Origin of the sequence: Parashewanella curva (assembly GCF_003675895.1) — a bacterium.
GTDB lineage: Bacteria > Pseudomonadota > Gammaproteobacteria > Enterobacterales > Shewanellaceae > Parashewanella > Parashewanella curva.
Window position 1 is genome coordinate 63711 of sequence record NZ_ML014761.1, and the last position, 26995, is coordinate 90705.

Genomic DNA, 26995 nt, shown 5'->3' on the forward strand with positions numbered 1-26995 from the left:
ATGAAAGTCTTACTGGTTGAAGATGATGCAACAACACTTGACTATATTGTCAAGGGATTCACCGAGCAAGGTCACAATATTGAGACTGCCAACGATGGTCATCAAGGTCTGTTGCTCGCCACTAGCAACCAGTATGATTTGATCATCTTGGATCGAATGTTACCTAGTTTAGGTGGGTTAAAATTACTGGCAGCTGTTAGAGCTACGGGTAATCAAACTCCTGTGATGCTGCTATCAGCACTCAGCCATGTTGATGAAAGGGTCAAAGGATTGAGAGCGGGTGGTGATGATTACATGACCAAGCCATTTGCTTTCTCTGAACTACTGGTTCGTTGCGAAAAGCTGATGCAACGTGGTCACACTCAACCCATGCAGACCCACTTAAAAGCAGGCCCGCTTGAAATGGAACTGCTCACTCGTAACGTCACCCTTGACGGACAAGAAATTATGCTGCAACCCAAAGAGTTTCAGCTGCTTAAATATTTAATGGAACACGTCAATCAAGTGATCAGCCGTACCCTACTATTTGAAGCGGTATGGGATTATCACTTTGATCCTAGAACCAATGTTATTGATGTGCACATTGCCAAGCTCAGACGCAAATTTGAAGAGCTCGGCCATGGGGAGTTGATCGAAACAGTCAGAGGTGCAGGTTATCGGTTACGGCAGAGGAATTAACCCTTACCAAAGCAGTGCTTGGCGGATCACGATTGTTTTTTCCATATTGGTGACTTTAATCATCGGTGCTTTGCTGTTTGGATTATACAAACAGCTCAATATGGAGCAAAACTATCAAGTAAGCGAAAACCTACAAAGCCAAGCACAACATTATCAGCAATTATCGAGAACCGTTTCTCGTGATAAGTTTGCAGAGCAAATCAGTCGCGCTGACTCCAAAGCCGTCCTTGTAGCGTGGAAAGATGGAAAAAGTGTCATTGGAGCCTTAAGCTTTATGCCCGATGATATGCCATATCTTCCTAAAACCAAAGACTTCCCAATCCTCACTACGGGCCCCGACAAGCTACATATTTTGACCGGTGGCATCGTAAATACTAAATATGGCAACATTCTCATCGCTAATCGCACCGACCACTTTTCAGCCATGCTAGACAAATTTGTAAGTGCCTCTGCCACTGCAATAATGGTAACCATCATCGTCGCTTTGGCCATGGGGTATGTATTCTCCAAAACCATTTTAAGCCGATTAACTCATTACAACCGATTAAGTGAAGAAATTGAACAGGGGCGTTATGACACCCGGTTTCCTCTTAGTTGGCGCAATGATGAATTCGATGTCCTCGCCAATCAATTTAACAAGGTACTGGATACCCTAGAGAATAACTTAATGGCTATCCGTGGGATCACAGACAACATCGCCCACGATTTGCGTACACCGTTATCTCATCTTCGCATCGGGATTGAGCAACTCATTAACCAACCTGCTGATAACATTCACGAACACTGTGCCAACCTATTAGAAGAACTGGATCATTGCTTAAGTACTTTTGATGCCATGCTCTCACTCACTCGTATTGAAGAAGGACAATTAGAATTAGAAAGACAACCCGTGAGCCTTCATACCATCTGCCACGACCTTCAAGATATGGCTGAAGCTCTTGCTGAGATGAACCAGCAAAAACTGAACATTGAACTGGGTAATGACTATACACTAAATGCTGATAAACACCTGTTATTTCAGGCTTTATTCAACCTTGTTGACAATGCCATAAAATACTCAGGGGAAAACGCCACCATTGAGATCCACCAAGATGGCTGTCACTTAAAAATCATTGATAATGGACCAGGAATCCCTGATGAATTTAAAGATAAAGTGTTTGATCGCTTAGTCAGACTCGATCCTAGTCGTCATCATCAAGGTACTGGATTAGGATTATCTATGGTAAAAGCCATCCTAACCCGTCACAATGCCAACATCAGTTTGAGCGATAACCATCCAGGGTTGATTGTCAGTATCGATTTTTAACTATGACTCCAAATTCTTTTACTTTACTGCATCGTGCGGTAGATTTTATCGTGATCGATAAAGCGCCTAATGTTCATTTTCACAGCCAAGACGGCAGTGCCGGAGTGGTTGCACAAGCCGAGCAACAACTTCAGCAAAAGCTATATCCAGTTCACCGACTCGATACTCCTACTTCTGGATTGATTCTACTAGCCACATCTTCCGCCTCAGCTGCTCGCCTTGCTGATAAATTTAAACAACACCAAATCCAAAAATACTATTTGGCGATAGCGAAAGGAAAACCGAAAAAGAAACAAGGAGCCATTATCGGCGATATGGCGAAGTCTAGACGAGGTATGCATAAATTATTGCGTTCGACAGGTAACCCCGCCATAACTCAATTTTTTAGCCATAGCATCACTGAGGGGTTACGACTATACCTACTCAAACCTCTCACAGGCCGAACTCACCAATTGCGAGTTGCTCTAGCAAGTATTGGTGTCCCTATTTTGGGTGATCCCTTATACGGTAAGCATTGTGCTGATCGCTGCTATCTTCATGCTTATCAATTGGAATTTGAAGATCTGGGGGAGCAGTACAAATTTACTTCAGCTCCTACCGTTGGAGATTTATTTCATTCACAAGCCATTTCTCCTCAATTAATCCAATGGCAGCAACCTTTGAACTGGCCGAAGATAAAGTAACTTCAATCCTGAATAAGCAAAAAAAAAGGACTCTTTCGAGTCCTGCATTCACGAGCAATTGGTTGCCCTAATCTTGCATGTCCATACTACCTACTAGGGCTGAACCTAAACTGACCATATGACAATTTAACGAATTTACCAGGCATTTTCTCGCTTTCCCTATAGGGCTGTTCTACATTTATACTCGTGATACTTGAAGATGCAACTTTCAGGTATCACGAGTATATACCAGTCCAAGCCTTATGGAGAGTTGGTACAAGAATGTCTTTACTGCTTCTGGTCATTGTCGCCATTGTATTTTGGACCGTTACCGATCATGCACGATTAAAATCAAAGCAACAAAATGCGCTTAGACTGCTATCCCAACTCGATCTCGATCTAGAACACCAAACTCGCTTACTCAACCAGCTTATCCAACAAAGCACTTTAACAGCCAACGAAAGAGATGGCATTTCTCAAGTTACTAGTGATTATCGGCATAAATTCCTGAAACCATACGACCCCTATAATCAACGCCGATTACACTGGCACTTAAAGCAGGCTGCCAAACTAAGTCATCACCTTAACCAAATACAGTGGCACCTAGAGCAAAATGAATCACTGATAGACAATGCCTTTTTAAGGCATTACCGAGACACTCACAGCCTTTTTTCCACCTTATGTCGTAAGTACAATTTGGCAGTGACTGAGCTCAACCATAATCTCCGCTTATTTCCTAACAATGTGGTGACCCAAATCACTAACATCCGCTCTCTACCTTTTTTTGAACCTCATACGACACTTACACCTAGAAACCTTGCCAACAGAGAAAAGCTAAAGTTGTCGGCCTAACTCTCTCTCCGTATAATCCGAACTAATTTGATTTTGCATTTGAGCTTGTTGTGTCTGTGTCCATTTATTTTGAAAAAAATTCACCATTACTTTGTGATCTTAGCCAAAAATGGCACCTCAATTATGATGAGCATGCAAACTTCGAGCTCAAATACGAACACGAACAACTCAAATTATTCAAGCGCGACGAACCTAAGTTATCTGGGATTGTCGTAGACTTTGTCAGCGGTGCCAGTGCCCATCGTCGTAAGTTTGGCGGAGGGAAAGGTCAAGCGATTGCGAAAGCAGTTGGACTGAAAAAAGGCAATATTCCCAGTGTTATTGATGCCACCGCAGGGCTTGGACGTGATGCTTTTGTTCTGGCAAGCCTAGGTTGTCAAGTAACGTTAATCGAACGTCACCCTGTCGTCGTTGCTTTACTGGAAGATGGATTACGTCGAGCCTATAACGACCCTGAAATTGGTGAGTGGATGCAACAACGTATGCAGCTTCATTATGGAGCCAGCCAACAACAATTATCAGCGTTAAATCTGAGTGCCGACGTGGTTTACCTCGACCCTATGTATCCACATCGAGAAAAATCAGCGTTAGTGAAAAAAGAAATGCGAGTGTTTCAAAGCTTGGTGGGCAATGATCTAGATGCTGATGAATTATTGGTACCAGCCTTAGATATCGCCACGAAAAGAGTTGTGATCAAACGGCCAGATTACGCTGAAAATTTAGAAGGGCGTCAACCCTCCACCGTCATCGCAACCAAAAAAAATCGCTTTGATGTGTATATAAAATCAGCGATGTAATATACTCTTAATCACTCAACTTTATAGGTGTTGCAGTTGTAGTACTCGTTCAGAAGCTCGCTGCTTTTGTTCTAACAGAGTAATTTGTTCTTCTAACTTCTTAAAGCAATCGAAATCAACTTCTGCGAGACTTGCGGCAAATAAAAATACGCTAAAATCCCCCTTGCCTTTGAGTTTTTCTAATTCCATTAGAGGAGCGAGTGCAGAACGTACTTCGCCTAGTTCATCGATAAGTGTTTGTCTGAATGTCACCGCACTTGTTTGGATCCTCCTTAAAATTGCCGACTTGTCATTTTGTAATTTAATTAAGCTCTCTGTTTCCATATCCCTAAGCCCAGCCTCTTTAACTTTAAATCTGGCCAGTTTTTCTCGAGCCTCTGCGAGCAAGCTATCGGCCTTTCTCATTCGCTCTACCATCTTTTCTTCTTGTTGTTTTATGGCCTTTTCTCGATCACTCAATGCTCCACGTCTGCTTTTTTCAATCGCTCGTTCCGTTTTTAGCTGCAAGGCTATTTCTTGATACTTTTTTTCCAGTATTTGATTTTTCCGTTTTAATTTTAGGCATTCATGCCTTAAGGCTTCTATTTCTTGTTGAGCATTATTCCATTGAGGCAATTCAGGACTACAGGTCACGCCCTCAGCATCAGTTTGCATCACCGAATTGGTCAATGTTATTTGGCTATGCATTCTACTGTATGTGCCATTTGTCATACTCCCTACTTGGGAGCTTGCCATTGGAGTTCGAAAACTAAGTTGCGACCCCTCATTATCTCTTTGGGAATTCAATGGGCTTATCAGAAATTGTGAACCTAAAGATGATGCAGGCTCGACAGTAGCTTGGCTTTGAAAAACGCTTCCTGACATAGTTAAACATTGAGACAATGAAAACCAGTCAGACTGAGAATAAGATTGGCTTTGGGAATGAAAAGAAGCAGTCAAACCAGCGTCTGTGAAAGGTAACGCCTTATTGGCACTCGCACCAGCAGGTAACGATTCACTTCTGTGGTATCTTTCCGCAGGTAACCTTTCATGTGAGCTAGCAACTGGCTCACTATGAATTCTATTCCTTGGTAATCTGTTTTTTATATAGCTCCTACATTCTCGTAACAAACACCCACTAGGATTTAAATATCTCTTGCGTTTTTTTGATTCTTTTGGGAACAACATATCTCTGAGGGTGTTATCCACCCCCCCGAGAGGATCTGTATCTACTTCAGGTTCATTTTCACCAAACCATGCAGCCATGATTTCGTTATCGCGAACTCTTACATTAAATTCAAGTTCTTCATTTCTATCGTTTTCGAATTTAATTATGGCCTTCTTGCACGAAATAAACTCTTCCGGACCAGGCTTGATTTGAAAATCACACATACTGAGAACGGAAAATGTACTGTTATACGTGAAACTCATTGAGTCACCCTTGGCGAGAACGAATTTAAAGTCACTATAACCGCATAACAATATAATTTTAAAGATATTATTTGTTTAATTAATAATATTTAACACTGCCAGATATGAGCCTGTTCTAAAATACGAACAATTCATTTTTTATGTCGAATCGAAATAAGATTTTGTTGACAGATTTACCTATAATAATTTTCCCCCTCAATACTGAGAATTCCAATTATGATCAAAGAACACCAATCTCTGCCTGACGCTAAGTTATCCGAACTCACTGACAATGGCATGCTAGAACACAGCACTCATGAATTATTTTCGGGTAAAAAAGCTTTAGTTTTTGCCCTGCCCGGTGCCTTTACACCGACATGTTCGGCGGCACACTTACCTGGTTATGTCACACTTGCTGATCAGTTTTTCGAAAAAGGCATTGATTTTATTGCCTGTGTTTCTGTAAACGATGCTTTTGTAATGAAAGCATGGGGAGATAGCCAAAATGCAGAACATATTAAGATGCTGGCAGATGGCGATGGTAGTTTTACTAAAGCATTAGGGCTAGATATGGATACTGGCAGCTTTGGTGGTGTGCGTTCACAACGTTATGCCATGATTGTTGATAATGGGGTAGTTACGGCATTGAATGTAGAGGCACCTAAAGCGTTTGAAGTCAGTAGCGCTGAAGCCATGTTTAATCTGCTTTAAGCTAATAATTTTAGAGTGTGCGTATTCACCAGTGTGGATACGCAAATTACTGTATTGAGCAAGATGGAAACTTATTTTTTGATTGTTTCATTGCTACCGCTTCTTTATAGCCTTCCATATCTTCATCAGCCACCAAGCTAAAGCAAAAATCACGGTGCATTTGCAAACTTTCTTTATCATCTAGGTAAGAGTATGGTACTCCACAAGTTGTACATGTAAATGTTATGTTTTCTAAATTTTTACCAAATACTGATTCAGAAAAACTAAAGAGCTTCTCGTCTCGACATATCGGACAAGCGCTATATTCACTTGCTTTCACTCGATCATAGCAAGGTTGGCAAGTGCGGTGTCCAGAATTACAAAAAAATTTTTCCGCCAACGCTTCCATACATATGCAGCATTCTTCTAGCTGATCCAATTCAAGAGTGTAACTCCACTTAGTGCCTTCTGCTTCATTGACGAAAATTTTAGGTGAGCTTAAAGTTGACTCAGAACTTGCAGCAACAGCTTCAGTTGTAGTTGTAGTTGTAGTTGTAGTTGTAGTCGCTTTTTGAACATCGGAAACTGACATATCTATACCTATTGTTGCAACCAAAAATAAATTTAGAACGCATGGCAGTTTTTGAGTTTGAGCAAACTAATAAGTTCAATAAACTAAACATTGAGAAGATTAGCAATTTTTACAATTCATCTAATTCAGCCAAATTATTCTTTACAAACAATAGACTAGCCATATTTTGATTGTCACGACTCATTTAAAACATTTAATCTCAAGTAAATCTATGGCTAATGATATGTCGAACGGTATTATTCCATCGGCAGCTTCACAGTCGCTTTCAATCCGCCCTCTGGGCGATTGGATAACTTGACTCGTCCAAGGTGGCTTTCCACAATTCGTTTGATGATCGCCAAACCAAGCCCAGAACCAATGCTACCTCTGGCACTGTCACCTTGGGTAAACGGCTGAAATAACGCATCCACTTTGGCTTCATCGATACCAGGTCCGTCATCCTCAACGGTGAATTCAATATAGCGTTTATGCTGACGAGTACTGATTTTCACCCAACCATTGCCATAGCGAAACGCATTTTCGACCAAGTTACTGATCACACGCTTTATTGATACCGCTTTCATTGGCACGGTACGGCAAGGCTGTAAATCAAGTTCAATGTGAGCTTGTCGATTTGCTTCAGCATCAGCTACTTCCTGAATAAGGCTATTGATTAAATGAGGTTGCACTAGCTCTTGTTGATCTTGGCGAATATAAGCAATGAACTGGTTAATAATGGCATCCATATCTTCAATATCATTAATGATCCCTTCTTTCAGGTATTGATCTTCTTCCACCATCATTTCTGAAGCGAGCCGTATCCGAGTTAATGGTGTACGTAAGTCGTGGGAAATCCCCGCCATCAGCAAGGCTCTGTCTTGTTCAAGCTGTTTCATGCTCCCAGACATACGATTAAACGCTTTAGTCACTTCAACAATTTCAGTAGAACCATTTAGCGGTAATGGCTCCGGAAAATCACCGCGTGACACCGATGTAGCAGCATCTTGTAATCGCCTAAGAGGGCGGTTTTGCTTACGAGCAAACGCCCAACCACCAATGACGCTTAACGCACCAATTACTAATAAATATAAGGTTAATGGCGACAGTTCATCTTCGTTGATGCCACTGTTTAAAGTCACCTTGATCCAAATGTCAGGCGCTTGAGGTGGGCGGATCCAAATTTGTAGATATTGAGCTTGTCGAACTCTAACTTCGGTTTTTCCACCAAGATACTCCGACATTTGTCGAGACCAAAATCCATAATAGGTGGCCTCATCTACACCAGCATTTCGTGCTTGTTTTTGACTGTATGCACGCATACCGTCATTACGCACTTTAGCATTTAGGGCATCGACTAATGTTAGGTGCTGTCGATTGATATCGACTTCATCAATGAATAGCAAATTGACCTGTCGTGCAATCAGTTCATTGATTTGCTCATAACTGGGCTTAATAAAGTAAACCGCAACGGTCCAATACGACACTAACTGATTGATCAGCAGCAAGCTACCTATCAGTAATACGGTTTGACTGAAGGCACTGCGAGGTAAAAATCGACGCCATAATCGAGTAAAATGCCGAGACACTCGGTACTAACCTTTTCCATCTGGTACAAAGACATAGCCAATACCCCAGACAGTTTGAATGTATCTAGGATTGGTTGCGTCTTCCTCAATTAAACGTCGTAGGCGAGAAACTTGTACATCAATAGAGCGCTCTAGTGCTGAATAATCTCTACCACGGGCGAGATTCATTAACTTGTCACGTGACAAAGGTTCTCTAGGGTGAGTCGAAAGCACTTTGAGTACCGCAAATTCACCACTGGTTAGGTTGATGGCGTTATCGCCCTCGTACATAACACGAGTTGCCAAATCTAGGGTAAATCTACCAAAGCTGATGGTTTTCTCTTGCTGGGAAGGCGCGCCTGGGACTTCTTGAACACGACGACGCATAACGGCATTAATGCGAGCCAATAACTCTCTAGGATTGAACGGCTTAGGCATATAATCATCGGCGCCCAGCTCCAGACCGATAATACGGTCGACTTCATCACCTTTAGCGGTCAACATCACGATAGGAATGTTATTATCTTGCTGTCGTAGTCGACGGCAGATAGACAACCCATCTTCTCCGGGCAACATTAAATCCAATACCATCAAATGGAAGTTTTCCCGTTGCAGTAAACGATCCATTTGCTCAGCATCAGCGGCCGTTCGAACATAAAAACCTTGCTCAACTAAATAACGTTCTAACAGTGAACGTAATCGCACATCATCATCTACGACGAGTATTTTTGAAGTTTCTTGTCCCATGGCCTGTCCTTATCCCAGCGCGGTATTATTATCGCCCTAATATACCTTGTGAAATGTTAAAAAAGCTAGAATTTACTGAATTTGTGACGTTTTCAATTGTAAAAAATTCTAATTGATTAATTTAGTCACTCGCTGCTGCAGATAAGGGATCACTTCCTGCTCGAACCAAAGATGTTTTTGCAGCCAACGGTTATTGCGCGGACTTGGGTGCGGCAATGGCAAGTACTCTGGGATCACATCACGCCATGCGTGTACCTGCTCGGTGACCGTTTGTTTAGAGGATAAGTGATACTGTAGGGCATACTGTCCAATTACAAGCGTCAGTTCTATGTTGGGCAGTAAAGCCAGTAAGGATTCACGCCATTTATCGGCGCATTCTGGTCTAGGAGGTAAATCGCCAGATTTGCCTTTTCCCGAGTAACAAAATCCCATTGGCATAATTGCGAATAAATTGGGATCATAAAATTGCTCACGACTCACACCAAGCCAACGTCTTAATCGGTCGCCACTGGGATCATTAAATGGAATGCCAGTTTGCTGCACTTTCATTCCCGGTGCTTGACCAGCAATTAATATTTTTGCGCTTGTACTCACTTGTAAGACAGGCTTAGGCTCAAAAGGCAGTTGACCCGCACACACTTGACAGTGGCTAATTTGTTCAAGTAATCGGGCTAACTGTGCTTCTGTTTTCATAATGACCCTACTTTTTATATGATTTTTGGCTTTTTTTATTTATTCATCAACGCTTTTCCAGTAGGATCTGCGCCCCTGCTCACACTCTCCTTTCAAGGTAAAAAGGCCGTATGTCAAAAGTATCCTTACCTATTCTGATGTTATTGGTGGTTTTTAGCCCTTTGGCTATTGATATCTACTTGCCATCTATGCCGACTATGGCCGCTGAATTTTCTGTTTCTGACAGCCAAATTCAGTCTACCTTAATTATTTTCCTTTTTGCTATGGGGTTGGGGCAATTACTGATTGGTCCATTAGTGGATAAGTTTGGTCGTCGACCTGTCGCTTTAGTGGGCGCATGCGTTTACGGATTAAGTAGCACACTTGCCGCCTTGGCAACGCATTTTGATGTATTACTGCTGTCTCGTTTATTACAAGGCTTGGCAGCGTGTGCCACTAGCATTGTCGCTTTTACAGTCGTGCGTGATTGCTTTGATACCAAGCAAATGGCAAAAATATACAGCTATTTGAACGGGGCAATATGTGTCATTCCGGCGCTTGCACCAAGTTTTGGTGGGCTATTGGCCTTGCAATTTGGCTGGCGATCTACCTTTGTTTTTATGACGGTATTTGCGGTGATCATGTTGGTGGTTTTAAGTTTAAAACTAAAGGAAACCAAACCAGAGCACACCATTATTGATGGCAAGCTTTACCATTGGGAACGCTATTTGCCCATTCTTTCTGAGCCAAGATTCATGTTTTATGCCCTGTGCTGTATGAGCTGTATGGCCGCTATCCTGAGTTATGTGGCCTACTCTCCAATTTGGCTCATTGGCAAATTAGGAGTGTCAGAGCTGAAATTCAGTGCCTTATTCGGTTTTAATGCTGTGATCAATATCATCGCTTGTTTTGCCGCCCCTAAAATTATTCAGCGCTTAGGTAACCGTCCGACGGTTTTAGTGGCATTAGGACTCTTGGTGGCAACAGCTCTGCTGACGTTTGTATTACACCATACCTCTCTAGCCAAAATCATCACTCCAGATCTTGCTTTTATGTTACCTATGCTTGGCTTGTGTATTGGTTTTGCGTTTTTGCTTGGTCCAGCCACGTCGATGGCATTATCTTGCTTTGGCAGCCGAGCAGGCACAGCCACTGCACTGTTGGGTTGTATTCAAATGAGTGGTGCTGCGATTATTGCGGGCGGTTTACAACATACGTCATTGCAAGCACCTGATGCTGTAGCGTTAATTTGTTTCGTTTTACCCGCGTTGCACTTGCTGATCATGGCAAGACCAAACTTAAAACATTGGCACTATGAGCAATCATAAGTCTATTTCAATTTACGAGTAATGGTATTTCGACCGCAGCCTAATAGCTTGGCTGCGGCTTGCTTATGACCATGAGTATGTTCTAGTGCTGCTTGGATCAAAATATGCTCAAGAGCCTGCTGTGCTTGAGTCAACAAGCCTTCCTCGCCAGCTTGCAACTGCTGCATTGTCCAATTCTTTAAAGGCTTCTGCCAATTATCGCTATCGGTAGTGACATCAATAGGCAGCGTTCTCAGTAAGTCTTCCGGCAAATCAGACTCTAAAACTTCTTCACCACTGGCCATCACTGTTAACCAGCGACATACGTTTTCTAACTGGCGTACATTTCCAGGCCACGGCAAAGACTGTAATCGCAGAATACAGCTTTTTGTTAAGGTTTTAACTGGCTCTCCCATTTCTTTAGCCGCCATTCTCAAAAAGTGTTCTGCCAATTTAGGTATATCTTCACTTCGGTTTGCTAAAGGTGGCAAAGGGATACGGATCACGTTGAGTCGATGAAATAAGTCTTCACGAAACTTGCCTTTTCTCACCAGTGTTTCTAAATCTTTATGGGTTGCCGCAATGATACGCACATCGACGTTAACCGCTTGATGACCTCCAACTCGATAAAAGGTACCATCCGCCAACACTCTTAATAGCCGTGTTTGCACATCCAGTGGCATATCACCGATTTCATCAAGAAATAAGGTTCCGCCATTGGCTTGTTCAAAGCGCCCTTCTCTGGCTTGCTGGGCACCCGTAAATGCCCCTTTTTCGTGACCAAAGAGTTCACTTTCGATAAGTTCATGAGGAATGGCGGCCATATTGAGCGCAATAAAAGGACGCTCTTTACGTGGGCTATGTTTATGCAGCGCATGGGCGACTAGTTCTTTACCCGTACCAGACTCGCCATTAATCAAAACGCTCACCGATGAGCGAGATAAACGTCCTATAGCTCGAAACACCTCCTGCATTGCAGGAGCTTCTCCGATCAATTCAGGCGTATTGATCAGGGGCTCTGACGCTTTAGGGCTGGACTTACCTACATGCTTCGCCAGCGCTCGTTCCACTAATGCCAGCATTTCATCCACATCAAACGGCTTAGGCAGGTACTCAAAAGCACCGGCTTGGTATGCGTTCACGGCACTATCTAAATCCGAATGTGCCGTCATGATGATCACAGGTAAGTTAGGGTAATGCAGAGACAGTTTTTCTAATAACGCTAAACCATCGGTACCCGGCATTCGAATATCAGACAAGATAACTTGTGGCTGCTGATACTCAATCGCTTGCCACACGCTATCGGCACTCGCAAAGCTAGTACAGCTTATCTCTGCTGATGTTAACGCTTTTTCCAGTACCCAACGTATGGCACTGTCATCATCTACTACCCAAACTTGTTCTGTCATTATCGTTCTTCAAAAAGAATTGGAATTAAAAACATAAATTCGGTCTTGCCGGGACAAGATTCGAAATCCAGTCGTCCTTTATGTACATTAGCAATTTGCTGGGCAATGGAAAGCCCCAAGCCACTTCCTTGATCGCGCCCAGTCACCATGGGATAAAAGAGTGTTTCTTGTAACTCATCAGGCACACCGGGACCATTGTCAATAATGCTCAATTCAATCACTAATTTATGCCGAACTTGCCCTAGAGTGACTTGATGACGGGTTCGCGTTTTTACTGTGATTTTCCCAGCTTGCTCACCTAACGCCTCAATAGCATTTTGCAATACATTGAGTAATGCTTGCTGCATCTGCTCAGGCTCCATCGCAAAGTCTGGCAGAGATGGATCGTAATCACGTTCAAACTCAATGTGTGATGGCAAACTCAACTGAGCAAGGTTTAACACGGTTTCACAAACTTGATGGATATTATAAAGCTGATGTGCAACAGGCCGTTGTGGCCCAAGTAATCTGTCGACTAACTTCCCCATACGATCCGTTTGTTCGATTATCATGTGAGTAAATTCAGTCAGTTCATTACCGTTAAGTTCTCGATGCAGGAGTTGAGCTGCGCCTTTCAACCCACCTAACGGGTTTTTGATTTCATGGGCTAGATTTCTCACCAGAAAACGAGCGGCTTGTTGCTGAGCATCTTGCTGAGACTGTTGATATATTCGCCGCTGCTGATCAACTTTCCGCAATTCTAGGACGCTGATTTTATCACTGGGCATTAATGGTGAAAGCATGATATCAACCGTATGCAATTCTCCATCAAAGGTTCTAAATTGACTGCGATTAATGGCAAGACTTTGACCTTTACTGACCGCTGTTTTCAACGTGTCCCAGTCAATATCAACGCTCTCAACCACTTGGCTTAATATCACTTGTTGTAGCTTATTGGCTCTTGTGCCCAATAATTGTGATGCCGCCGTATTGATCTGACTCAACCTGAGCTCATCATCTACTACCATCACTGCTGTACTTAAATTTTCTAATATCAGCGTCGAATCCATAGCCATTCAGTTCACTTGCACCAAGATAGTGCATTCAGTGTGCCTGATGTTATCCTAAGCTGCAATAAGTTTACTGCTGTGATGCTTTTTTACGAATAAGCGGAGAGGAAGGAAAGTTTTTTGAATGACGATGAAGGTAAATGGTGATTTCATCACTGCTGTAAGCCGCATCGCTACCTTGTGGGTTAACCACCACTTTCAGCTTATGCTCACCACGATCAAGTCCATCCACTTGAAAACGCCCGCTAGTTTGCTCATTGCCATAAGGGTTACCATTTATGAATAACCGCCAAATTGATTTTTTACTGACCCCTTGAGCAACGGCAGTTACCTCAAATCGACCGTTATTATCTCTTATGGTTTGTTGATCTTGCGGAGAAACAATAGTGACTTGAGCAGCCAGCGTTTCACCTTGTGGTATAGCTTCATTCTGTGCTTTAGGCTTGTTAGAGGGCCAAGACATCTCATTTAAAGTCGTGACATTAGGTTTAACCTCCACTGCACCTGGCCGAGGTTTGTCACTGTAATGGACGTTTCCGTCTTTGTCTATCCACTTATAGACAGCTGCCATTGTAGACCAACTCAATAAAAGCAAACACAAAAACAGTCCATTACGCATGTTCATTTCCTTATGGTGTTAAAAACCAATAATGACTACGAGCTTGATAACTTTCTCTCTTTACGATGAATATCAATGAAAGTATTAGTTCGCTAAGACAACCGTCCGTTACAGGATGTAACGGTCGTCAGCACATGGATGTGCGCTTCTGTTGTCGTGCGAACTAATGCTTTTCAAGCAATCAAGCGAGCCTACAACGCCCCTTTTAATATGGCACGGCTAGCATCAAGATCAATTTTTTGGTGCTCACCCAAGGCCACCATGCCATGGGTTTCCAGCTGATCAACCAACGCATCTAAATGTGACTCATCCAGCTCATAATCACTTAAGTGAGTACCAATTTCTAGGCTTTCAAAGAAAGCTTGTGTCTTCTCAATCGCAGCGTCGATACGAGCATCGTCATCACCTTCGGTAATATCCCAGACACGCTCAGCATATTGTAGCAGCTTAGCCTTTTTCTCCGCTTTGGTGTGACGCAGCAATGACGGTAAAACGATAGCCAGAGTACGAGCATGATCTATATCATGCAGTGCTGTTAGCTCATGACCAATCATATGGGTTGCCCAGTCGTGAGGCACACCAGCACCAATCACGCCATTAAGCGCACAAGTTGCTGTCCACATCAAATTAGCACGTACATTATAGTCTTCAGGGGTAGCCAGTGCCTTTGGCCCAACTTCGATTAGAGTTTTCAGTAAGCTTTCCGCATAGCGGTCTTGAACCATAGCACCCACTGGATAAGTCAAATATTGCTCTGTGGTATGCACAAACGCATCCACCACACCATTGGCAATTTGGCGCTTAGGCAAGGTGTAGGTTTTAACCGGATCTAACACTGAAAACTGCGGAAATACATGAGGGCTCATAAACGGCAACTTCGCCTTGAGGGATTTACGGGTTACCACACTGCCAGAATTCATTTCAGAGCCTGTTGCAGGCAGGGTCAATACACTACCAAACGGCATTGCAGACATCACTTTTGCCCCAAAGGTTTGCAGAATCTCCCATGGTTCGCCATCATAATGCGCTGCAGCGGCAACAAACTTAGTGCCATCAATAACGCTACCACCACCAACTGCTAACAAGAAATCGACATCGTTCTCCTTGATAAAGGCCACAGCTTTCATCAAAGTTTCATAAGTTGGGTTGGGTTCAATACCATCAAATTCAAATTGCGGTCGCTCGCCTAAGGCTTGCTTAACCTCTTCAAGCGTTCCATTACGACGAGCGCTACTGCCACCTAGAAGAATCAACACTTTTGCATCCTGTGGTACCAAGTCAGCTAACTTGGCAATTTGTCCTTCTCCAAAACAAATGCGGGTTGGATTATAAAAATCAAAATTTTGCATTAGTCTTCACCTTCTGAAAGGTTACCGCGATTGAGCATATACAAACGAAATAACGCAATATTAATAAACAAACCAAAAAAAGTGACCACAGTGTCTCCAATCAATTGCACTGGCATACCTGCTTGAGATGTGATTTGCGCTAGGGCTCCGCCAATCAAAGATAATGGCATATACAGCACAACGATACCGAGGGTAGGCAATATGATTGGACCACTTAATTTCCAGCTACTTTTAATCGCTTTCATAGGTGTTAGTCGCTCCGACACCACCATGAAGTTTACATAGGTTAAACGGGTACCAATAAACAAGGCTATCGCCAATCCAATCAGTGCGCCTAACTCTTTTAACGCAGCCATTAATATGAAGAATGGTCCCGCAATAGCCAAACCACTGAATACTGCCGCAAGCAACATAGCAGGAATAAAGTGCAGCCCATTAAACCAAATTTGACGTGCGTTCGGCTCATGCCCCTGTGAACGTACCTCCAGAAACAGAGTGAGTGAAGAAAACAGCCATGAAAATACCAGCATCATTGCCATCACGGCCACCAGCGTCATCGAGCTAAATTCAGGATTATCTTGACTCACGGCTCTGATCTGACCGCCTATCCACATTTGGATAGCGTTCATGATCAGAATGAATGGCACGGTAATAACCGCTAACTGCTTAAAATGATTTTTAAAAAAATTAAAGGCTTCAGTAAATGTGGCTGACAATGACATGAAATTTCAAAGCTCAGTTAATAAATTGTGATTGCTGATAAGGATACCCAAAATCAGCGCTCATTGCACTGTAGCAAAGGTTAACAATTGCGTGATACCACCTACATTTTGGTGAAATTTAACTCACTATTGTTTATGCATATTCCTTCACAAGCTAATTGTAACAAAATGTTTTGCAATTGTTTCAATTGCTGGTAAATCTAAAAGAGAGTCTACAACGGAGGGAATACGTTATGAAAAACAAAGGTTTTTTAAGTAAAACGGCACTACTGAGTCTATCCGCTGTTATAGTGACACTTAGCTTATTTTACTTCATGTCTAAGTTAATTGATGATACTCCTACGCCACCAAAACAAGCCCCTTTACCACCGACACCCATCGCTGGTGACTTTGATGCGCCAAAACCACTCACTAAACCACCGAAAAAAAGAGCTAAAAGATAAACCTGAGCCACCACAGCCACCGAGGATAGCCACTACCCCCGTTGATAGCCCAACGACTACGGTTTTAGTCGGCCCAAAAACTCCTGAGTTGCCGACGTTACCCTCTATACCAAAAGAAAACATTCCACCGTTTTCTCAAGCTGATGGCGACGCAACCCCTGTGGTACAGGTTCAACCTATGTATCCCGCTGAGGCTGCAAGAAGTGGTCAAGAAGGATGGGTACTGGTGGCATTTAATATCGATAAGTTAGGAAACGTTACCGATGCCAAAGTGCTTGATGCCGATCCTAAACGCACCTTTAATAAAGCCGCCCTTAGAGCCATTAAAAAATGGCGCTATAAACCTAAAGTTGAAAATGGGGTAGCCTTGGCACAAGCCAATCAGCAGGTAAAATTAGATTTTACTTTAGAGCAGTAACATCCCCCTTATTCGAAGTAAAAGTGATTCAGTAATCACTTTTACTTCACTCATCAGAATATCTAAACTCAAAACTCAACTTTTAACCAACAAATTCACAACAAAAACTCATAAAACTCACTATCACTCTCCCAAATACACAGTCGCTATTGTCATAAAGACACCCTGACAAATGTTGTAAGCAGCTGTTTAAAATAAAAAAGATATTTTTCCATAATAGTTATTTACAATACAAATGATAGTTATTATCATTCGCACCAGTATCAAATCGTCAACATGACAATCATTAACCCTACTATTCTGAGAATTCGATAAATGAGTAAATGGAAAGCCTCAAAGCTTAACCAAACGGCTATGTTAAACAGTGCCTTAATTTCAACTTTAGCCGTTACAGCACCGATGGCATTTGCCGATGATGCACAGTCAGGTAAAGCCAAAGAAGACATTGAGCGAGTTGAAGTCCATGGTCGCCGTCCAAATAAGCTGCACCTACAAGACAACACAGCGACTAAGATGAATGTCGATCTTAAAGATGTAGGGCGCTCAATCACTGTTTTGGACTCTGTAGATCTAGATAAACGTGCGATTGAAGATGTAAAAGAAGCCTTTGGTTACGTGGCCGGTGTTCGTGCTAATGGTCCAGCTGATCGTACTTATACTGCTCGTGGTATTCGCACAAGCATTGATACGGTCATGATTGATGGTATGCGTTCACTACAAGGCGGTGAAGGTGGTACTGGCTCTCGCTCTCCAAGCACGTTTAACGCAGAGCAAGTTGTATTTATGCGCGGCCCAGAAGCACTACTTTATGGCTCTGGTATTGGCGGCGGTATCATCAACATCATCACTAAAAAGCCACAAGAGATTGCCCAAACCAGCATTGCGGTTAAAAATCGTAGCTATGTATCTGGCGATACTGGTAACTTCAAACGTAACCGTACCAGCCTAGACCTAGATACCACGGGTGCGATTGATAACGACAACACCTACCTTTATCGCTTATTGGCACAGTACACGCCATCAGGTGATCACTTCCAAGAAGGCCGTAAAACAGATGAAAAGCAGGTGGACTTATCATTTATCTGGAACCTATCACCAAGTACGACCCTAATGCCACGCTTTGAATACGCTAACCGTGAATTAACGGGTGGTAGTAGCTATGCAGATGGTGTCTTTACTGAAAACTTTTTTAAAGGTGAAATCAAAAAGTACGGAAAGCCTGTAAATCGTGGAAAGTACTACGGTAGTAAAAATGATAAAGGTAAAAATCTAACTAAAAGTTACAGCTTACGTTTAAATCATGATTTTAATGAAGACTGGAGTTTCAGTGGTCAATATCGTTACACCACAACGCAATCTGAAGCATTAGATCTGTATATTTCTGATAGTTTTTTAAATACTAAAAAATACGGTGATAAAGTCAGTGCTATTGGTAAAGATAGAGTCCAACGAAAATGGGTATTCTCCAAGGGTGACGATAATTACCGCCTACTTGATGCTAACTTCCAAGGTTTTACCGAGCTAATGGATATGGAACATCACGTTCTTTTTGGATATAACTACCGTGATATGGATGTTCGATTTTCTCGAAACTTCCAAAATACCAAGCAAGCCCTTGATAAAAACTGGATTTCAGCGTCTAATCCAGAAAATCAGATAGTAGGCTCAATTCCATCCACTTTATTTGATATTGAGATTCGTCCAAAAAACCAAAAAGATACCAATATCTATTTCAAAGATCGCATCAAAGTTACTTCTTCAACAACACTTGTTGCAGGCATTGCCTATGTGAAACAAAAAAATGGCAGCACTAAATCATACAGCGATACCATTTGGGATTTAGGTGTAGTTCAAGCCATTAGTGATGATATTAACGTATTTGCCACCTTTAGCCGTGCCTATGAGCCTGTAAGCGCTTCTCGTATTGCTAAAAATGGCCTTTCTGGTGTGAACTACATTCCAGTTGAAGGGCTTAATTACGAATTTGGTATGAAAGCTGACATGCTTAATGGTGACTTAGCAACTTCGCTTACCTTCTATCGTATGGATCGTGAAAATAGCACTAAATGGATTAAAGTCGACGGAGACTGGAAAATACAACAATTAATCGGCAAAAGCTTTGAATCGAAAGGTGCTGAATTAGAAGTTATTTACTACTTCAACGATCAATTTAACACCAACTTTAACTACGCCTTTAACCGTGCTTACGACACCATTGGTGACAACAAAGGTAAACAAGCCAATAATGCGCCAAAACACTCAGCGTCTATTTGGAACAACTTCAAAGTTAATGAAGAGTTGTCATTTGGCATGGGCTTAAAATATAACTCTGAACGCTTTGATGGCAGAGGCGGTAAGTATATTTTACCAAGCTATGTAGAAATGGACTTAGGCGCATACTACAAAATGGATAACTGGGACTTATCTATGACATTAACCAATGCTCTTGATAAAAACCGTGCAGAAGGTGGAGCTAACTGGGTGACTGTGCAGCCAAACTCACCGCGTGCATTGAACATGAAAGTGAAGTACACCTTCTAAGCTTCAAACAAAACTAGGGCGTGTTGATCTTTAAGGATTAAATTTTGTGCTATTTGAGCACTTTTCTGTTCAAGGCGTGAGCAGTGAAGCTTAGCCATCTAAGTAAGCTGGTCACAACACAGAGCAGGAAGTGCTCAAAAGCATCGAAGACAGCGTAAATTGGTCACTTCTGCTGCGTTATCGTTTGTTTATGTGGAATAACCACATCGCACAAACTCTGCCTTGCATAAGATAACCAATTTATCGCTGCAAAAATAATCACGAAAGATCAACACGCCCTAACTTCAAGCCGTCGTTCAGACGGCTTTTCAGGTTTCAGTAAACGGACAGTTATTATGATAAGACCCATTAAAAATGTGCTGACAACATCTCGAGTTCAATCCTTGCGTCAGCTTATCGCCCACGGTCAGTTTGAAGATGGCAAAAATACCGCTGGTTGGCACGCACAAGGTGTAAAAACCAATCTCCAATGGCAGGCAAAAGATGACATTGCCGAAGAGTTGAATCACGCCGTTGCCCATGCATTAACCTCAAACCCTGAATTTACCGCGTTAACCTATCCCAAAAAAATGATGCCGTTTATTGTCAGCAAATCGACAAATCAAGGCGGTTATGGCGATCACATTGACGATGCTATTATGCATAATGAGGAGTTAGTGCGTACTGACATTTCTTGTACGATTTTCCTTTCTGATCCTAACGACTATCAGGGCGGTGAATTGACCATGATTTTAGGAGGCGTCGAGATGGCTTATAAACTGGAAGCCGGTGATGCCATCGTTTACCCAAGTACAACCTTACACCGCGTCAATCCTGTTACTTCAGGCGAACGATTAGCAGTATTGACTTGGATTGAGAGCTTAGTTTCAAGCCCTGATAAACGCGAGATATTGCATGATTTAGATGCCGCAAGGAAGACAATCATGCAACAACATGGTAAAACCCCCGAGTTTGATTTGATCACCAAATCTCATGCTAATTTACTTCGCCGCTGGGCGATCACCTAAGGCTGATTATAGACTCGATGTTATGACATTTTCTCTTCCCGTTTTTATTCGAACCTTAATGGCCATTTTTGGCGGCTACGGAGTTGGCATTTGTGCCAGTTTCGGCATGATCCCTGTGTCATTATGGCTATTCACCAACAATACCCATGATGCGATTTTTATTGGCCTAATGTTTAGCTACCTGTTTGCGTTTATGGCTTTTATTTGGTGTTTTTGCTGTAAAAATACGGTTCACTGCATTCGTGATATCGGTCTCGCCAGTGTGACACTAATGGGCTTGTATTATCTATTTCCTGTTGAGGTGATGTCGTGAAAGGAAATTTTAGACGCTCGATGATCTGGCTGCATACTTACAGCGGACTCTTATTAAGCTGGCTACTATTTGCCGTGTTTGTAACTGGAACGCTCAGCTACTACTCTGATGAAATTGATGTTTGGATGCAACCTGAAAAGCTTGAACAGCAAGCTCAACAGCAGGTGATCCCTCAAGCCATTGCCACACTTAACCAAAAAGCCCAAGGTGCTAGCCGTTGGAACATTAATTTAGGCAGTGAGCGTGATCCTAAAGCCGAGATCCGCTGGCAAATGCCGGGACAAGGCCGCCGAGATGGGCAAAAGCAATCCTTAGCCTCAACAGAGACTCAACCTAGAGAAACCGTTGGCGGCAGCTTTTTTGTGCACTTCCACTATACGCTTGAACTCAGGGAATACGGTGGTCGCTATATCACTGGAATTGCCGCCTTTACCATGTTGATCGGTGTCTTTACCGGTATCTTTACTCACAGACGTTTTTTTAAAGATTTCTTTTTACTGCGCTGGCAAAATCTAAAACGCGCCATGATTGACGCTCATGCCATTATCGGAATTGTCACCATTCCGTTTTGTTTTGTGATTTGTTTAAGCGCCATGATGTTTTACTTTTCACTCTACGTTCCCGCATCAGCTAACTATCACTATGATAAAGGTTACCGCCAATTGTCATCCCAAGTGAGTCCTAAAGGGTTTTCTCGTAAAGCATCTGGCGAGTTGGCTCAGCCCATTCAAAACATCACGCCAATACTAGACCAAGTGAAATCGCAGTGGTCAGAGCCAAACAGCATCAGTTGGATCAGCTATTATCACCCTTATGATCAAAATGGGTACTTGATGTTTTATCGCAATAAGAGTGACTTATCGCGCCAAAGTGAAACCTTAACTTTTGATGCCAGCTCAGGTGAACTACTTCATCAAACCCAAGCACCGCGAGTACCAAAGCTGATCAGTTATGTCTTTTTAGGACTCCATGAAGGCAAATTTGCCAGTGATGGTCTTCGCTTCGTGTTGTTTATCTTAGGAGCCTTAAGCTCCGCACTTATCGCTACTGGTGCGATTTTATGGCTTAACAACCGTATCGAACGCAATGTCAGTCATTCAGGTACTAAGTTAATAGATTGGAGCAATAAAGCCTTACTCGGTGGATTACCCATTGGTATTGCCTGCTTGCTGTTAGCGAACCGCTTATTACCCACTCATCTTGATGGACGTTACGAGTTAGAGTTAATGAGCTTTTTCGGTGGCTGGGGAGCTTGTCTGCTGTTAGCAATAGCGTTTAAAGCCCGCCAATATTGGCAACATAATTTACTGCTATTAGCGGTATTATTACTCAGTTTACCTCTTATTGATCTTGTTGGATCTGGGCAATATCTGATCACTGCGATTCAGAATGGAAATCTCACCTTTATTGGGGTCGAAATAGGTATTGTGACTTCAGCGTTATTGGCATTAGTGTTAAGACGATACTTATCTCAACGTCACCTAACCTCGGAGTCAAAATCAGTTAAAAACGCTGTAAAAAAGGTTGCCGCATGTTGATCATTCATTTTCTATCACTGTTGGCTATCTTGTGTTTTTCCTTCAGCCAAAGTAAGCATTTCAATGTAGTCTTCGGTCAATGCTTATCGGATAAATCATCAAAGTTAATGCAAATCAGTGGAGTATTAGCATTGATCGTCACTCAATGGCTGTTACCTCAACAAGCTCAAGTTGGAGTGAGTTATGTCTCTTGGTTGTGTGGGGTTTCTATGTGGATCGTACTTACTGGAATGTCGTTAAGCTACTTTCATCATAAGAAGAGTAAAGCACGTCCGAAGAGAAGATAAGATAAGATAAGAAGTTTCCAGCAGTAGAAGCGAACACCTCTACTGCTGGGATGTACTAAATTGCAGCTTGTTTAGCAGCGAGATACTTCTTTTGTCGCCAAATCAATGGAATACTCACCAGTGCAAGTCCCACGGCATAACTCATACTCGCACCCAAGGCGTAACCCATCGCCAAACAGAATCCACAGCCAGTAATAATAAGTGGTAAATTCCGCTTACTGAGTAATCTTATCGCCGCCAGCATCGCCATCAAATAGATGATCACAAATACACCATTAGTCCATGCAATTAGGCTTTCTAGATCATGTTCGCTAATAAAGGTCAGAACTAAAATCGTTGCCATAAAGCTTAAAATGACAGACAGTGCGCGCTCAGGCACACCGTTGTTATTGACCTTCGCTAAGCTGCTCGGTAGTAACCCTTCTTCACTGAAACTGCGAACTAATCGTGCCGCACTGGCATTGTAAACATTCACCGTTGCCAGCCCGCTTAAAATCCCTAATATACCGATAACAATTGCACCGTAGCCACCTAGCAACTTATCGAAAATGCCCGCCATCGCTAACGATGATTCCGTTGGCACTAATAAGATCAAGGTCGTACAAGCTAGATAAATGATACCTACCAAAACCACACCAATGATCATTGCAGGTAACATATCCTTTTTAGGATCTTCAAAATCATCGGCTAGGTGACTCATTGCTTCAACGCCAAGAAAACTCCAAAAGGCAATTCCCATAGCGGCAAACACCGGAGAAATAGCCATTTCATCCATTGGTTGCCATTCCAGCTTTTCAAAATGAACACCGCTGGCAGCAAATAGCGCGATGACAATCGCAACAACCGTCAGTGTAAGTGCAAACTGTACTTTGGCTGATAGCTGTAATCCTTGACGCCCCACTAAAAACAACCCAAGCACTACCAGAAGTTGTAACATCAGTTCTGCTGTACCTTCAACTGGGTATATAGATTTCACAAACTCAAAGGTCATTAAGATTGCAGCAGGGGCACCAAAGGGCACCACAAACAAAAAGATCAAACCAATGGTACGCCCTAAGGTTCGACCAAAAGCTTTTTCAACAAAGTACGCAGGACCTGCAGAATGAGGGTAGCGACCTGACAACTTACCAAATATTAAGGTAACCGGAATAATGGTGAGCGTCAGGATTGCCCAAGCCCACAAGGCTCCAACACCTGCTAGCTTAACCGTCACTTGCGGCAAAATAAAAACCCCTGTCCCCAACAAAGTGGTGGCCATTAATCCAGCCCCTTGCCAGCGTCCAATCTTTGCATTCATCAATTTTGTTACCTAGCCTCACAACTAAAACTCTGGCAGAACAGGCTACCAGTCGTTATATTCAAATAAATTCTAAGTGGTGAATTATAGAGATAAGTGAAAAACAATGTGCTGGCATTACTAAAAAATTTTGACTCTTTTTCAGGCAAAGTGTCGGAATTTTGCTTTTTTTCAGTCAAAATGTCGGAAATAGGGAAAATCGGAGCAGTACTATGGATAAATTTGACCAAGCTATCATCAACGAACTAAGAAAAAACGCCCGCCAGAGTATTTCTCATATTGCCGACCAAGTGAGTTTATCTCGAAGTGCGGTTACTGAGCGCATCAAGCGTCTTGAAAAAAATGGCACTATTCGTGGTTATCAAGTGTTACTGAGCGAATCACAGAAACAAGGCGTTAGTGCCTATTTTGAAATTGAGCATACCTGTGCTCGTAGTAATGAAATCATTCCGACGTTTCAAGCCATCCCTGAAATCCAAACCTGTTTTGGGATCAGCGGCAGCATGGATCTTCTCGTATTTGTGAAAGCTGGTTCCATGCAGCGTTTGCATGAAATTCGAGAGTTTATTGATGCCCAAGACACCATAAAGTCAATTAAAACTCATGTAGTGATGAGTGAGTGGATAAACAACTTGGGGTAAAAATCTGGAGGCGTATTGATTAAGTAACCATTAATAAAAAGTGAAGACTCGTCCATATTGTGCACTTCACCTATTCTCTGAGATTAAATAGGTAAATAATACCAACAACATTTACTCAGTATTTAACCCAATGGTAAAAAAGGTTTTTTCAGGTGTACTACTTCTAACTGTATTGTTAATGAGTATGGCAGCAAGGGCTGATACACCATACCAAAGGCCAACAGCCCCTAAATTCAAATCAAATGCGGTTGAGGGGTACATACAATCACAACAACAAAAGTTTAACTCTTCAGAATTATCATCCTTATTTACACGCACTTTCCCTTATTCGCTCGATAACACCATATTCCAACAAAACGTTGACACTGCAAGCGACATAAGCTCTCTAAGGACATACGTAGTAACTGGAGCTGATTTACAAGCCATGTGGCTTAGAGACAGTTCCAATCAACTCTCCCCTTATGCATTCTTAATCTCAAAAGATGACCGACTGTTTAAGCTATTGGTAGGCCTAGCAAATTCTCAAGCTGAATTTGTCTTAAAGGATAGCTTTGCCAATGCCTTTATTGTCCCTAATGGCCCTCAATCGTCACATAATGATGATCAAACCTATAAACAGTATCAACAAGCGGCTATGAAGCCCCCTGTCTTCGAACGTAAGTTTGAGCCTGATTCTTTAGCCGCTGTCCTAAAACTTCAAAGAGTCATCCTCGAAAATACAAGCACTCAACAAAAACAACAACTTTTAGATGATATACAGAAAAACTGGCTATTAGCTGACAATGTCATTGTTGAGTTGCTCAGTGCATGGACTGGGGATTTCGATGATCTCTCAAACCCAAGCAATCAATACTATTACTACTTTTCTAGACCAGGGGCTAACGCGTTAAATACATTGGTAAATGGTGTAGGAAACCCAAGCAAAACAACAGGATTAGTAAGGACGGTATTTCGGCCAAGTGACGATGCCACCTCACTCCCTTATAATGTTCCAGTTAACTTTATGCTAGCCAGTGAGTTAAAGCGTCTTACCACTCAATATTCCCTTATTACAAACATTGATAACCAAGTCACTCCAAAATTGATTGGGCTATCGAACAAAATCTTGCAAGCACTAAAAGCGAACTCAATAGAAGGAAGCGGAACAAGCACTCGATACTCGTATGAATTAGACGGCTTTGGTAATAGAAAATTTATGGATGACGGTAATATTCCCTCTTTACTTTCACTGCCCGTTATCGCCCCTAATTTATACGAAACCAACATTTACCAGCAAACACGAAAGCAAATCTTAAATGCCTCTACCAACCCTTATTTTTTTGACGGAAGCGATTCAATTCAAGGAGGCGTGGGCAGTCCACATACAGGACCAAACAGGATCTGGCCGTTATCATTAATCAGTCAAGCAGAAAGCAGTGCTGACGAAAACGAAATCAAGACACTACTCGCAGCACTTATCAATTCATCTCAAAAGAACGGATTGATTTACGAGAGTTACTCGTCATCAAATTATCAAGACATAACAAGGGAGAACTTCGCTTGGGCCAATGCCGAGTTTGCCAACTTTATCATTTGGCTAATAGAAAAACACCCAAACATAGTATTAAAAAGCCAATGAGATACTGTCTCTACGCTGTAATGACGGTGTAAAGTAAGCTGAAAACATTAAAGATTAAAACTCATTTTTGTCGGACAGAAATAAGTCAGCGTAGAGTTATCTAAGTTCTTTTGCGAGGAGTGATTACTTACAGCTAAAGAGAGCCTCTTTTATTATACCATTCGACCCTTTCACAAGCAGCTCTTGCGGACATCGAAATCACCTGAACATTAATTGAATAACGTTACTGTTAACTTATTAAATGAATATTCTTTATTTGATATTCCACTACTCTCTATGAGAATCTGTTACTAAGCAAAGCATTAGGTATATACGATGACTGTTGGCGGGACTACTACTCAGAGCCACTTTGAAACTTGTAAGACGGTACTAACCAAAAAGCCTCGCGATGCAATTAATTACTTAACTTTTAGAGGTTCATGCTTCGATACCAATGATACTCTCCACTACCATTACTATTGCTTGAACGACACAGAGAAGGAAAGACTTAAAGCCTTTTTTACTCATC

General features: G+C 42.2%; 28 protein-coding genes. 17 read left to right on the forward strand and 11 right to left on the reverse strand.

The window, feature by feature from the left end:
* The 5 genes from D5018_RS05580 (at window position 1) to D5018_RS05600 (ending at window position 4295) form a co-directional block, all read left to right on the forward strand.
* Window positions 1–678: a response regulator transcription factor gene (locus D5018_RS05580; protein ID WP_121838020.1), complete on the forward strand. Its 678-nt coding sequence runs from the start codon at window positions 1–3 to the stop codon at window positions 676–678.
* Between the two features lie 49 nt (window positions 679–727).
* Window positions 728–1984 (forward strand): sensor histidine kinase, encoded by a 1257-nt coding sequence (locus D5018_RS05585; protein ID WP_121838021.1) that lies wholly within the window; start codon window positions 728–730, stop codon window positions 1982–1984.
* 2 nt (window positions 1985–1986) lie between these two features.
* Window positions 1987–2667, forward strand: coding sequence for a TIGR01621 family pseudouridine synthase (locus D5018_RS05590; RefSeq protein WP_121838022.1), 681 nt, complete (start codon window positions 1987–1989; stop codon window positions 2665–2667).
* A 261-nt stretch (window positions 2668–2928) separates the two neighbouring features.
* Window positions 2929–3498 (forward strand): LemA family protein, encoded by a 570-nt coding sequence (locus D5018_RS05595; RefSeq protein ID WP_121838023.1) that lies wholly within the window; start codon window positions 2929–2931, stop codon window positions 3496–3498.
* A gap of 56 nt (window positions 3499–3554) precedes the next feature.
* Window positions 3555–4295 (forward strand): class I SAM-dependent methyltransferase, encoded by a 741-nt coding sequence (locus D5018_RS05600; protein WP_416351531.1) that lies wholly within the window; start codon window positions 3555–3557, stop codon window positions 4293–4295.
* 21 nt (window positions 4296–4316) lie between these two features.
* On the opposite strand, the gene D5018_RS05605 is transcribed toward D5018_RS05600, so the two are convergent.
* Window positions 4317–5705: a hypothetical protein gene (locus D5018_RS05605; protein ID WP_133309238.1), complete on the reverse strand. Its 1389-nt coding sequence runs from the start codon at window positions 5703–5705 to the stop codon at window positions 4317–4319.
* A 216-nt stretch (window positions 5706–5921) separates the two neighbouring features.
* Between D5018_RS05605 and D5018_RS05610 the strand changes: the two genes are divergently transcribed.
* The gene (locus tag D5018_RS05610) at window positions 5922–6395 is read left to right on the forward strand and encodes a peroxiredoxin (protein WP_121838026.1); all 474 of its coding nucleotides are present in this window, start codon (window positions 5922–5924) and stop codon (window positions 6393–6395) included.
* A 46-nt stretch (window positions 6396–6441) separates the two neighbouring features.
* Here the strand turns inward: D5018_RS05610 and D5018_RS05615 are convergent, their stop codons facing one another.
* The 4 genes from D5018_RS05615 to D5018_RS05630 form a co-directional block, all read right to left on the reverse strand.
* The gene (locus tag D5018_RS05615) at window positions 6442–6966 is read right to left on the reverse strand and encodes an RING finger protein (RefSeq protein WP_121838027.1); all 525 of its coding nucleotides are present in this window, start codon (window positions 6964–6966) and stop codon (window positions 6442–6444) included.
* Window positions 6967–7202: 236 nt separating this feature from the next.
* Window positions 7203–8531 carry a two-component system sensor histidine kinase EnvZ gene (envZ, locus tag D5018_RS05620; protein ID WP_121838028.1) on the reverse strand — a complete coding sequence of 443 codons (1329 nt, stop codon included), beginning with the start codon at window positions 8529–8531 and terminating at the stop codon, window positions 7203–7205.
* Window positions 8532–8537: 6 nt separating this feature from the next.
* Window positions 8538–9257, reverse strand: coding sequence for an osmolarity response regulator transcription factor OmpR (ompR, locus tag D5018_RS05625; protein WP_121838029.1), 720 nt, complete (start codon window positions 9255–9257; stop codon window positions 8538–8540).
* 108 nt (window positions 9258–9365) lie between these two features.
* Window positions 9366–9950, reverse strand: coding sequence for a uracil-DNA glycosylase family protein (locus tag D5018_RS05630; RefSeq protein ID WP_121838030.1), 585 nt, complete (start codon window positions 9948–9950; stop codon window positions 9366–9368).
* A gap of 110 nt (window positions 9951–10060) precedes the next feature.
* Here D5018_RS05630 and D5018_RS05635 point away from each other — a divergent pair, with 110 nt between their 5' ends.
* Window positions 10061–11257, forward strand: coding sequence for a multidrug effflux MFS transporter (locus tag D5018_RS05635; RefSeq protein ID WP_121838031.1), 1197 nt, complete (start codon window positions 10061–10063; stop codon window positions 11255–11257).
* 2 nt (window positions 11258–11259) lie between these two features.
* Here D5018_RS05635 and glnG read toward each other — a convergent pair whose 3' ends face one another.
* From glnG to D5018_RS05660, 5 genes are all read right to left on the reverse strand, one after another.
* Window positions 11260–12645 carry a nitrogen regulation protein NR(I) gene (gene glnG / locus D5018_RS05640; protein WP_121838032.1) on the reverse strand — a complete coding sequence of 462 codons (1386 nt, stop codon included), beginning with the start codon at window positions 12643–12645 and terminating at the stop codon, window positions 11260–11262.
* Window positions 12645–13694, reverse strand: coding sequence for a nitrogen regulation protein NR(II) (glnL, locus tag D5018_RS05645; RefSeq protein WP_121838049.1), 1050 nt, complete (start codon window positions 13692–13694; stop codon window positions 12645–12647). Before glnL ends, glnG begins: the two co-directional genes overlap by 1 nt.
* A gap of 70 nt (window positions 13695–13764) precedes the next feature.
* Window positions 13765–14313 (reverse strand): DUF4124 domain-containing protein, encoded by a 549-nt coding sequence (locus D5018_RS05650; protein ID WP_165905001.1) that lies wholly within the window; start codon window positions 14311–14313, stop codon window positions 13765–13767.
* Between the two features lie 191 nt (window positions 14314–14504).
* Window positions 14505–15662 (reverse strand): iron-containing alcohol dehydrogenase, encoded by a 1158-nt coding sequence (locus D5018_RS05655; RefSeq protein ID WP_121838034.1) that lies wholly within the window; start codon window positions 15660–15662, stop codon window positions 14505–14507.
* The gene (locus D5018_RS05660; RefSeq protein ID WP_121838035.1) at window positions 15662–16384 is read right to left on the reverse strand and encodes a hypothetical protein; all 723 of its coding nucleotides are present in this window, start codon (window positions 16382–16384) and stop codon (window positions 15662–15664) included. The genes D5018_RS05655 and D5018_RS05660 overlap by 1 nt, the downstream gene beginning before the upstream one ends.
* Before the next feature lie 233 nt (window positions 16385–16617).
* On the opposite strand from D5018_RS05660, the gene D5018_RS21635 reads away from it, so the two are divergent.
* From D5018_RS21635 to D5018_RS05690, 7 genes are all read left to right on the forward strand, one after another.
* Window positions 16618–16827: a hypothetical protein gene (locus tag D5018_RS21635; protein ID WP_165905002.1), complete on the forward strand. Its 210-nt coding sequence runs from the start codon at window positions 16618–16620 to the stop codon at window positions 16825–16827.
* The gene (locus D5018_RS05665) at window positions 16778–17245 is read left to right on the forward strand and encodes an energy transducer TonB (RefSeq protein ID WP_165905003.1); all 468 of its coding nucleotides are present in this window, start codon (window positions 16778–16780) and stop codon (window positions 17243–17245) included. The genes D5018_RS21635 and D5018_RS05665 overlap by 50 nt, the downstream gene beginning before the upstream one ends.
* A 315-nt stretch (window positions 17246–17560) precedes the next feature.
* On the forward strand, window positions 17561–19786 hold the full coding sequence (locus D5018_RS05670) for a TonB-dependent siderophore receptor (RefSeq protein ID WP_121838037.1): 2226 nt from the start codon (window positions 17561–17563) through the stop codon (window positions 19784–19786).
* Window positions 19787–20121: 335 nt separating this feature from the next.
* Entirely contained in the window at window positions 20122–20793 is a 672-nt protein-coding gene (locus D5018_RS05675) for a Fe2+-dependent dioxygenase (RefSeq protein ID WP_121838038.1), read from the forward strand.
* Window positions 20794–20815: 22 nt separating this feature from the next.
* Window positions 20816–21106: a hypothetical protein gene (locus tag D5018_RS05680; RefSeq protein ID WP_121838039.1), complete on the forward strand. Its 291-nt coding sequence runs from the start codon at window positions 20816–20818 to the stop codon at window positions 21104–21106.
* Window positions 21103–22644: a PepSY-associated TM helix domain-containing protein gene (locus D5018_RS05685; RefSeq protein ID WP_133309239.1), complete on the forward strand. Its 1542-nt coding sequence runs from the start codon at window positions 21103–21105 to the stop codon at window positions 22642–22644. The genes D5018_RS05680 and D5018_RS05685 overlap by 4 nt, the downstream gene beginning before the upstream one ends.
* The gene (locus tag D5018_RS05690) at window positions 22638–22931 is read left to right on the forward strand and encodes a DUF3325 family protein (protein ID WP_121838041.1); all 294 of its coding nucleotides are present in this window, start codon (window positions 22638–22640) and stop codon (window positions 22929–22931) included. The genes D5018_RS05685 and D5018_RS05690 overlap by 7 nt, the downstream gene beginning before the upstream one ends.
* 55 nt (window positions 22932–22986) lie before the next feature.
* Here the strand turns inward: D5018_RS05690 and yjeH are convergent, their stop codons facing one another.
* A complete protein-coding gene (gene yjeH / locus D5018_RS05695; RefSeq protein WP_121838042.1) occupies window positions 22987–24228 on the reverse strand; it encodes an L-methionine/branched-chain amino acid transporter in 1242 nt (413 codons plus the stop codon).
* A 212-nt stretch (window positions 24229–24440) separates the two neighbouring features.
* Between yjeH and D5018_RS05700 the strand changes: the two genes are divergently transcribed.
* The 3 genes from D5018_RS05700 to D5018_RS21965 form a co-directional block, all read left to right on the forward strand.
* Complete coding sequence (locus D5018_RS05700) at window positions 24441–24869, forward strand: Lrp/AsnC family transcriptional regulator (protein ID WP_121838043.1); 429 nt, start codon at window positions 24441–24443, stop codon at window positions 24867–24869.
* A 178-nt stretch (window positions 24870–25047) separates the two neighbouring features.
* Window positions 25048–26487 (forward strand): glycoside hydrolase family 125 protein, encoded by a 1440-nt coding sequence (locus D5018_RS05705; RefSeq protein WP_165905004.1) that lies wholly within the window; start codon window positions 25048–25050, stop codon window positions 26485–26487.
* Window positions 26488–26802: 315 nt separating this feature from the next.
* On the forward strand, window positions 26803–26995 hold a 193-nt coding region (locus D5018_RS21965), incomplete at its 3' end, for a hypothetical protein (RefSeq protein ID WP_207819227.1).

What these genes read in the sequence shown, in the direction of transcription:
- D5018_RS05580 (WP_121838020.1), top strand. Translation starts at nt 1, where the DNA reads ATGAAAGTCTTACTGGTTGAAGATGATGCAACAACACTTGACTATATT.
- D5018_RS05590 (WP_121838022.1), top strand. Translation starts at nt 1,987, where the DNA reads ATGACTCCAAATTCTTTTACTTTACTGCATCGTGCGGTAGATTTTATC.
- D5018_RS05595 (WP_121838023.1), top strand. Translation starts at nt 2,929, where the DNA reads ATGTCTTTACTGCTTCTGGTCATTGTCGCCATTGTATTTTGGACCGTT.
- D5018_RS05605 (WP_133309238.1), bottom strand. Translation starts at nt 5,705, where the DNA reads ATGAGTTTCACGTATAACAGTACATTTTCCGTTCTCAGTATGTGTGAT.
- D5018_RS05610 (WP_121838026.1), top strand. Translation starts at nt 5,922, where the DNA reads ATGATCAAAGAACACCAATCTCTGCCTGACGCTAAGTTATCCGAACTC.
- D5018_RS05615 (WP_121838027.1), bottom strand. Translation starts at nt 6,966, where the DNA reads ATGTCAGTTTCCGATGTTCAAAAAGCGACTACAACTACAACTACAACT.
- ompR (WP_121838029.1), bottom strand. Translation starts at nt 9,257, where the DNA reads ATGGGACAAGAAACTTCAAAAATACTCGTCGTAGATGATGATGTGCGA.
- D5018_RS05630 (WP_121838030.1), bottom strand. Translation starts at nt 9,950, where the DNA reads ATGAAAACAGAAGCACAGTTAGCCCGATTACTTGAACAAATTAGCCAC.
- D5018_RS05635 (WP_121838031.1), top strand. Translation starts at nt 10,061, where the DNA reads ATGTCAAAAGTATCCTTACCTATTCTGATGTTATTGGTGGTTTTTAGC.
- glnG (WP_121838032.1), bottom strand. Translation starts at nt 12,645, where the DNA reads ATGACAGAACAAGTTTGGGTAGTAGATGATGACAGTGCCATACGTTGG.
- glnL (WP_121838049.1), bottom strand. Translation starts at nt 13,694, where the DNA reads ATGGATTCGACGCTGATATTAGAAAATTTAAGTACAGCAGTGATGGTA.
- D5018_RS05650 (WP_165905001.1), bottom strand. Translation starts at nt 14,313, where the DNA reads ATGCGTAATGGACTGTTTTTGTGTTTGCTTTTATTGAGTTGGTCTACA.
- D5018_RS05655 (WP_121838034.1), bottom strand. Translation starts at nt 15,662, where the DNA reads ATGCAAAATTTTGATTTTTATAATCCAACCCGCATTTGTTTTGGAGAA.
- D5018_RS05660 (WP_121838035.1), bottom strand. Translation starts at nt 16,384, where the DNA reads ATGTCATTGTCAGCCACATTTACTGAAGCCTTTAATTTTTTTAAAAAT.
- D5018_RS21635 (WP_165905002.1), top strand. Translation starts at nt 16,618, where the DNA reads ATGAAAAACAAAGGTTTTTTAAGTAAAACGGCACTACTGAGTCTATCC.
- D5018_RS05665 (WP_165905003.1), top strand. Translation starts at nt 16,778, where the DNA reads ATGCGCCAAAACCACTCACTAAACCACCGAAAAAAAGAGCTAAAAGAT.
- D5018_RS05670 (WP_121838037.1), top strand. Translation starts at nt 17,561, where the DNA reads ATGAGTAAATGGAAAGCCTCAAAGCTTAACCAAACGGCTATGTTAAAC.
- D5018_RS05675 (WP_121838038.1), top strand. Translation starts at nt 20,122, where the DNA reads ATGATAAGACCCATTAAAAATGTGCTGACAACATCTCGAGTTCAATCC.
- D5018_RS05680 (WP_121838039.1), top strand. Translation starts at nt 20,816, where the DNA reads ATGACATTTTCTCTTCCCGTTTTTATTCGAACCTTAATGGCCATTTTT.
- D5018_RS05690 (WP_121838041.1), top strand. Translation starts at nt 22,638, where the DNA reads ATGTTGATCATTCATTTTCTATCACTGTTGGCTATCTTGTGTTTTTCC.
- yjeH (WP_121838042.1), bottom strand. Translation starts at nt 24,228, where the DNA reads ATGAATGCAAAGATTGGACGCTGGCAAGGGGCTGGATTAATGGCCACC.
- D5018_RS05700 (WP_121838043.1), top strand. Translation starts at nt 24,441, where the DNA reads ATGGATAAATTTGACCAAGCTATCATCAACGAACTAAGAAAAAACGCC.
- D5018_RS05705 (WP_165905004.1), top strand. Translation starts at nt 25,048, where the DNA reads ATGAGTATGGCAGCAAGGGCTGATACACCATACCAAAGGCCAACAGCC.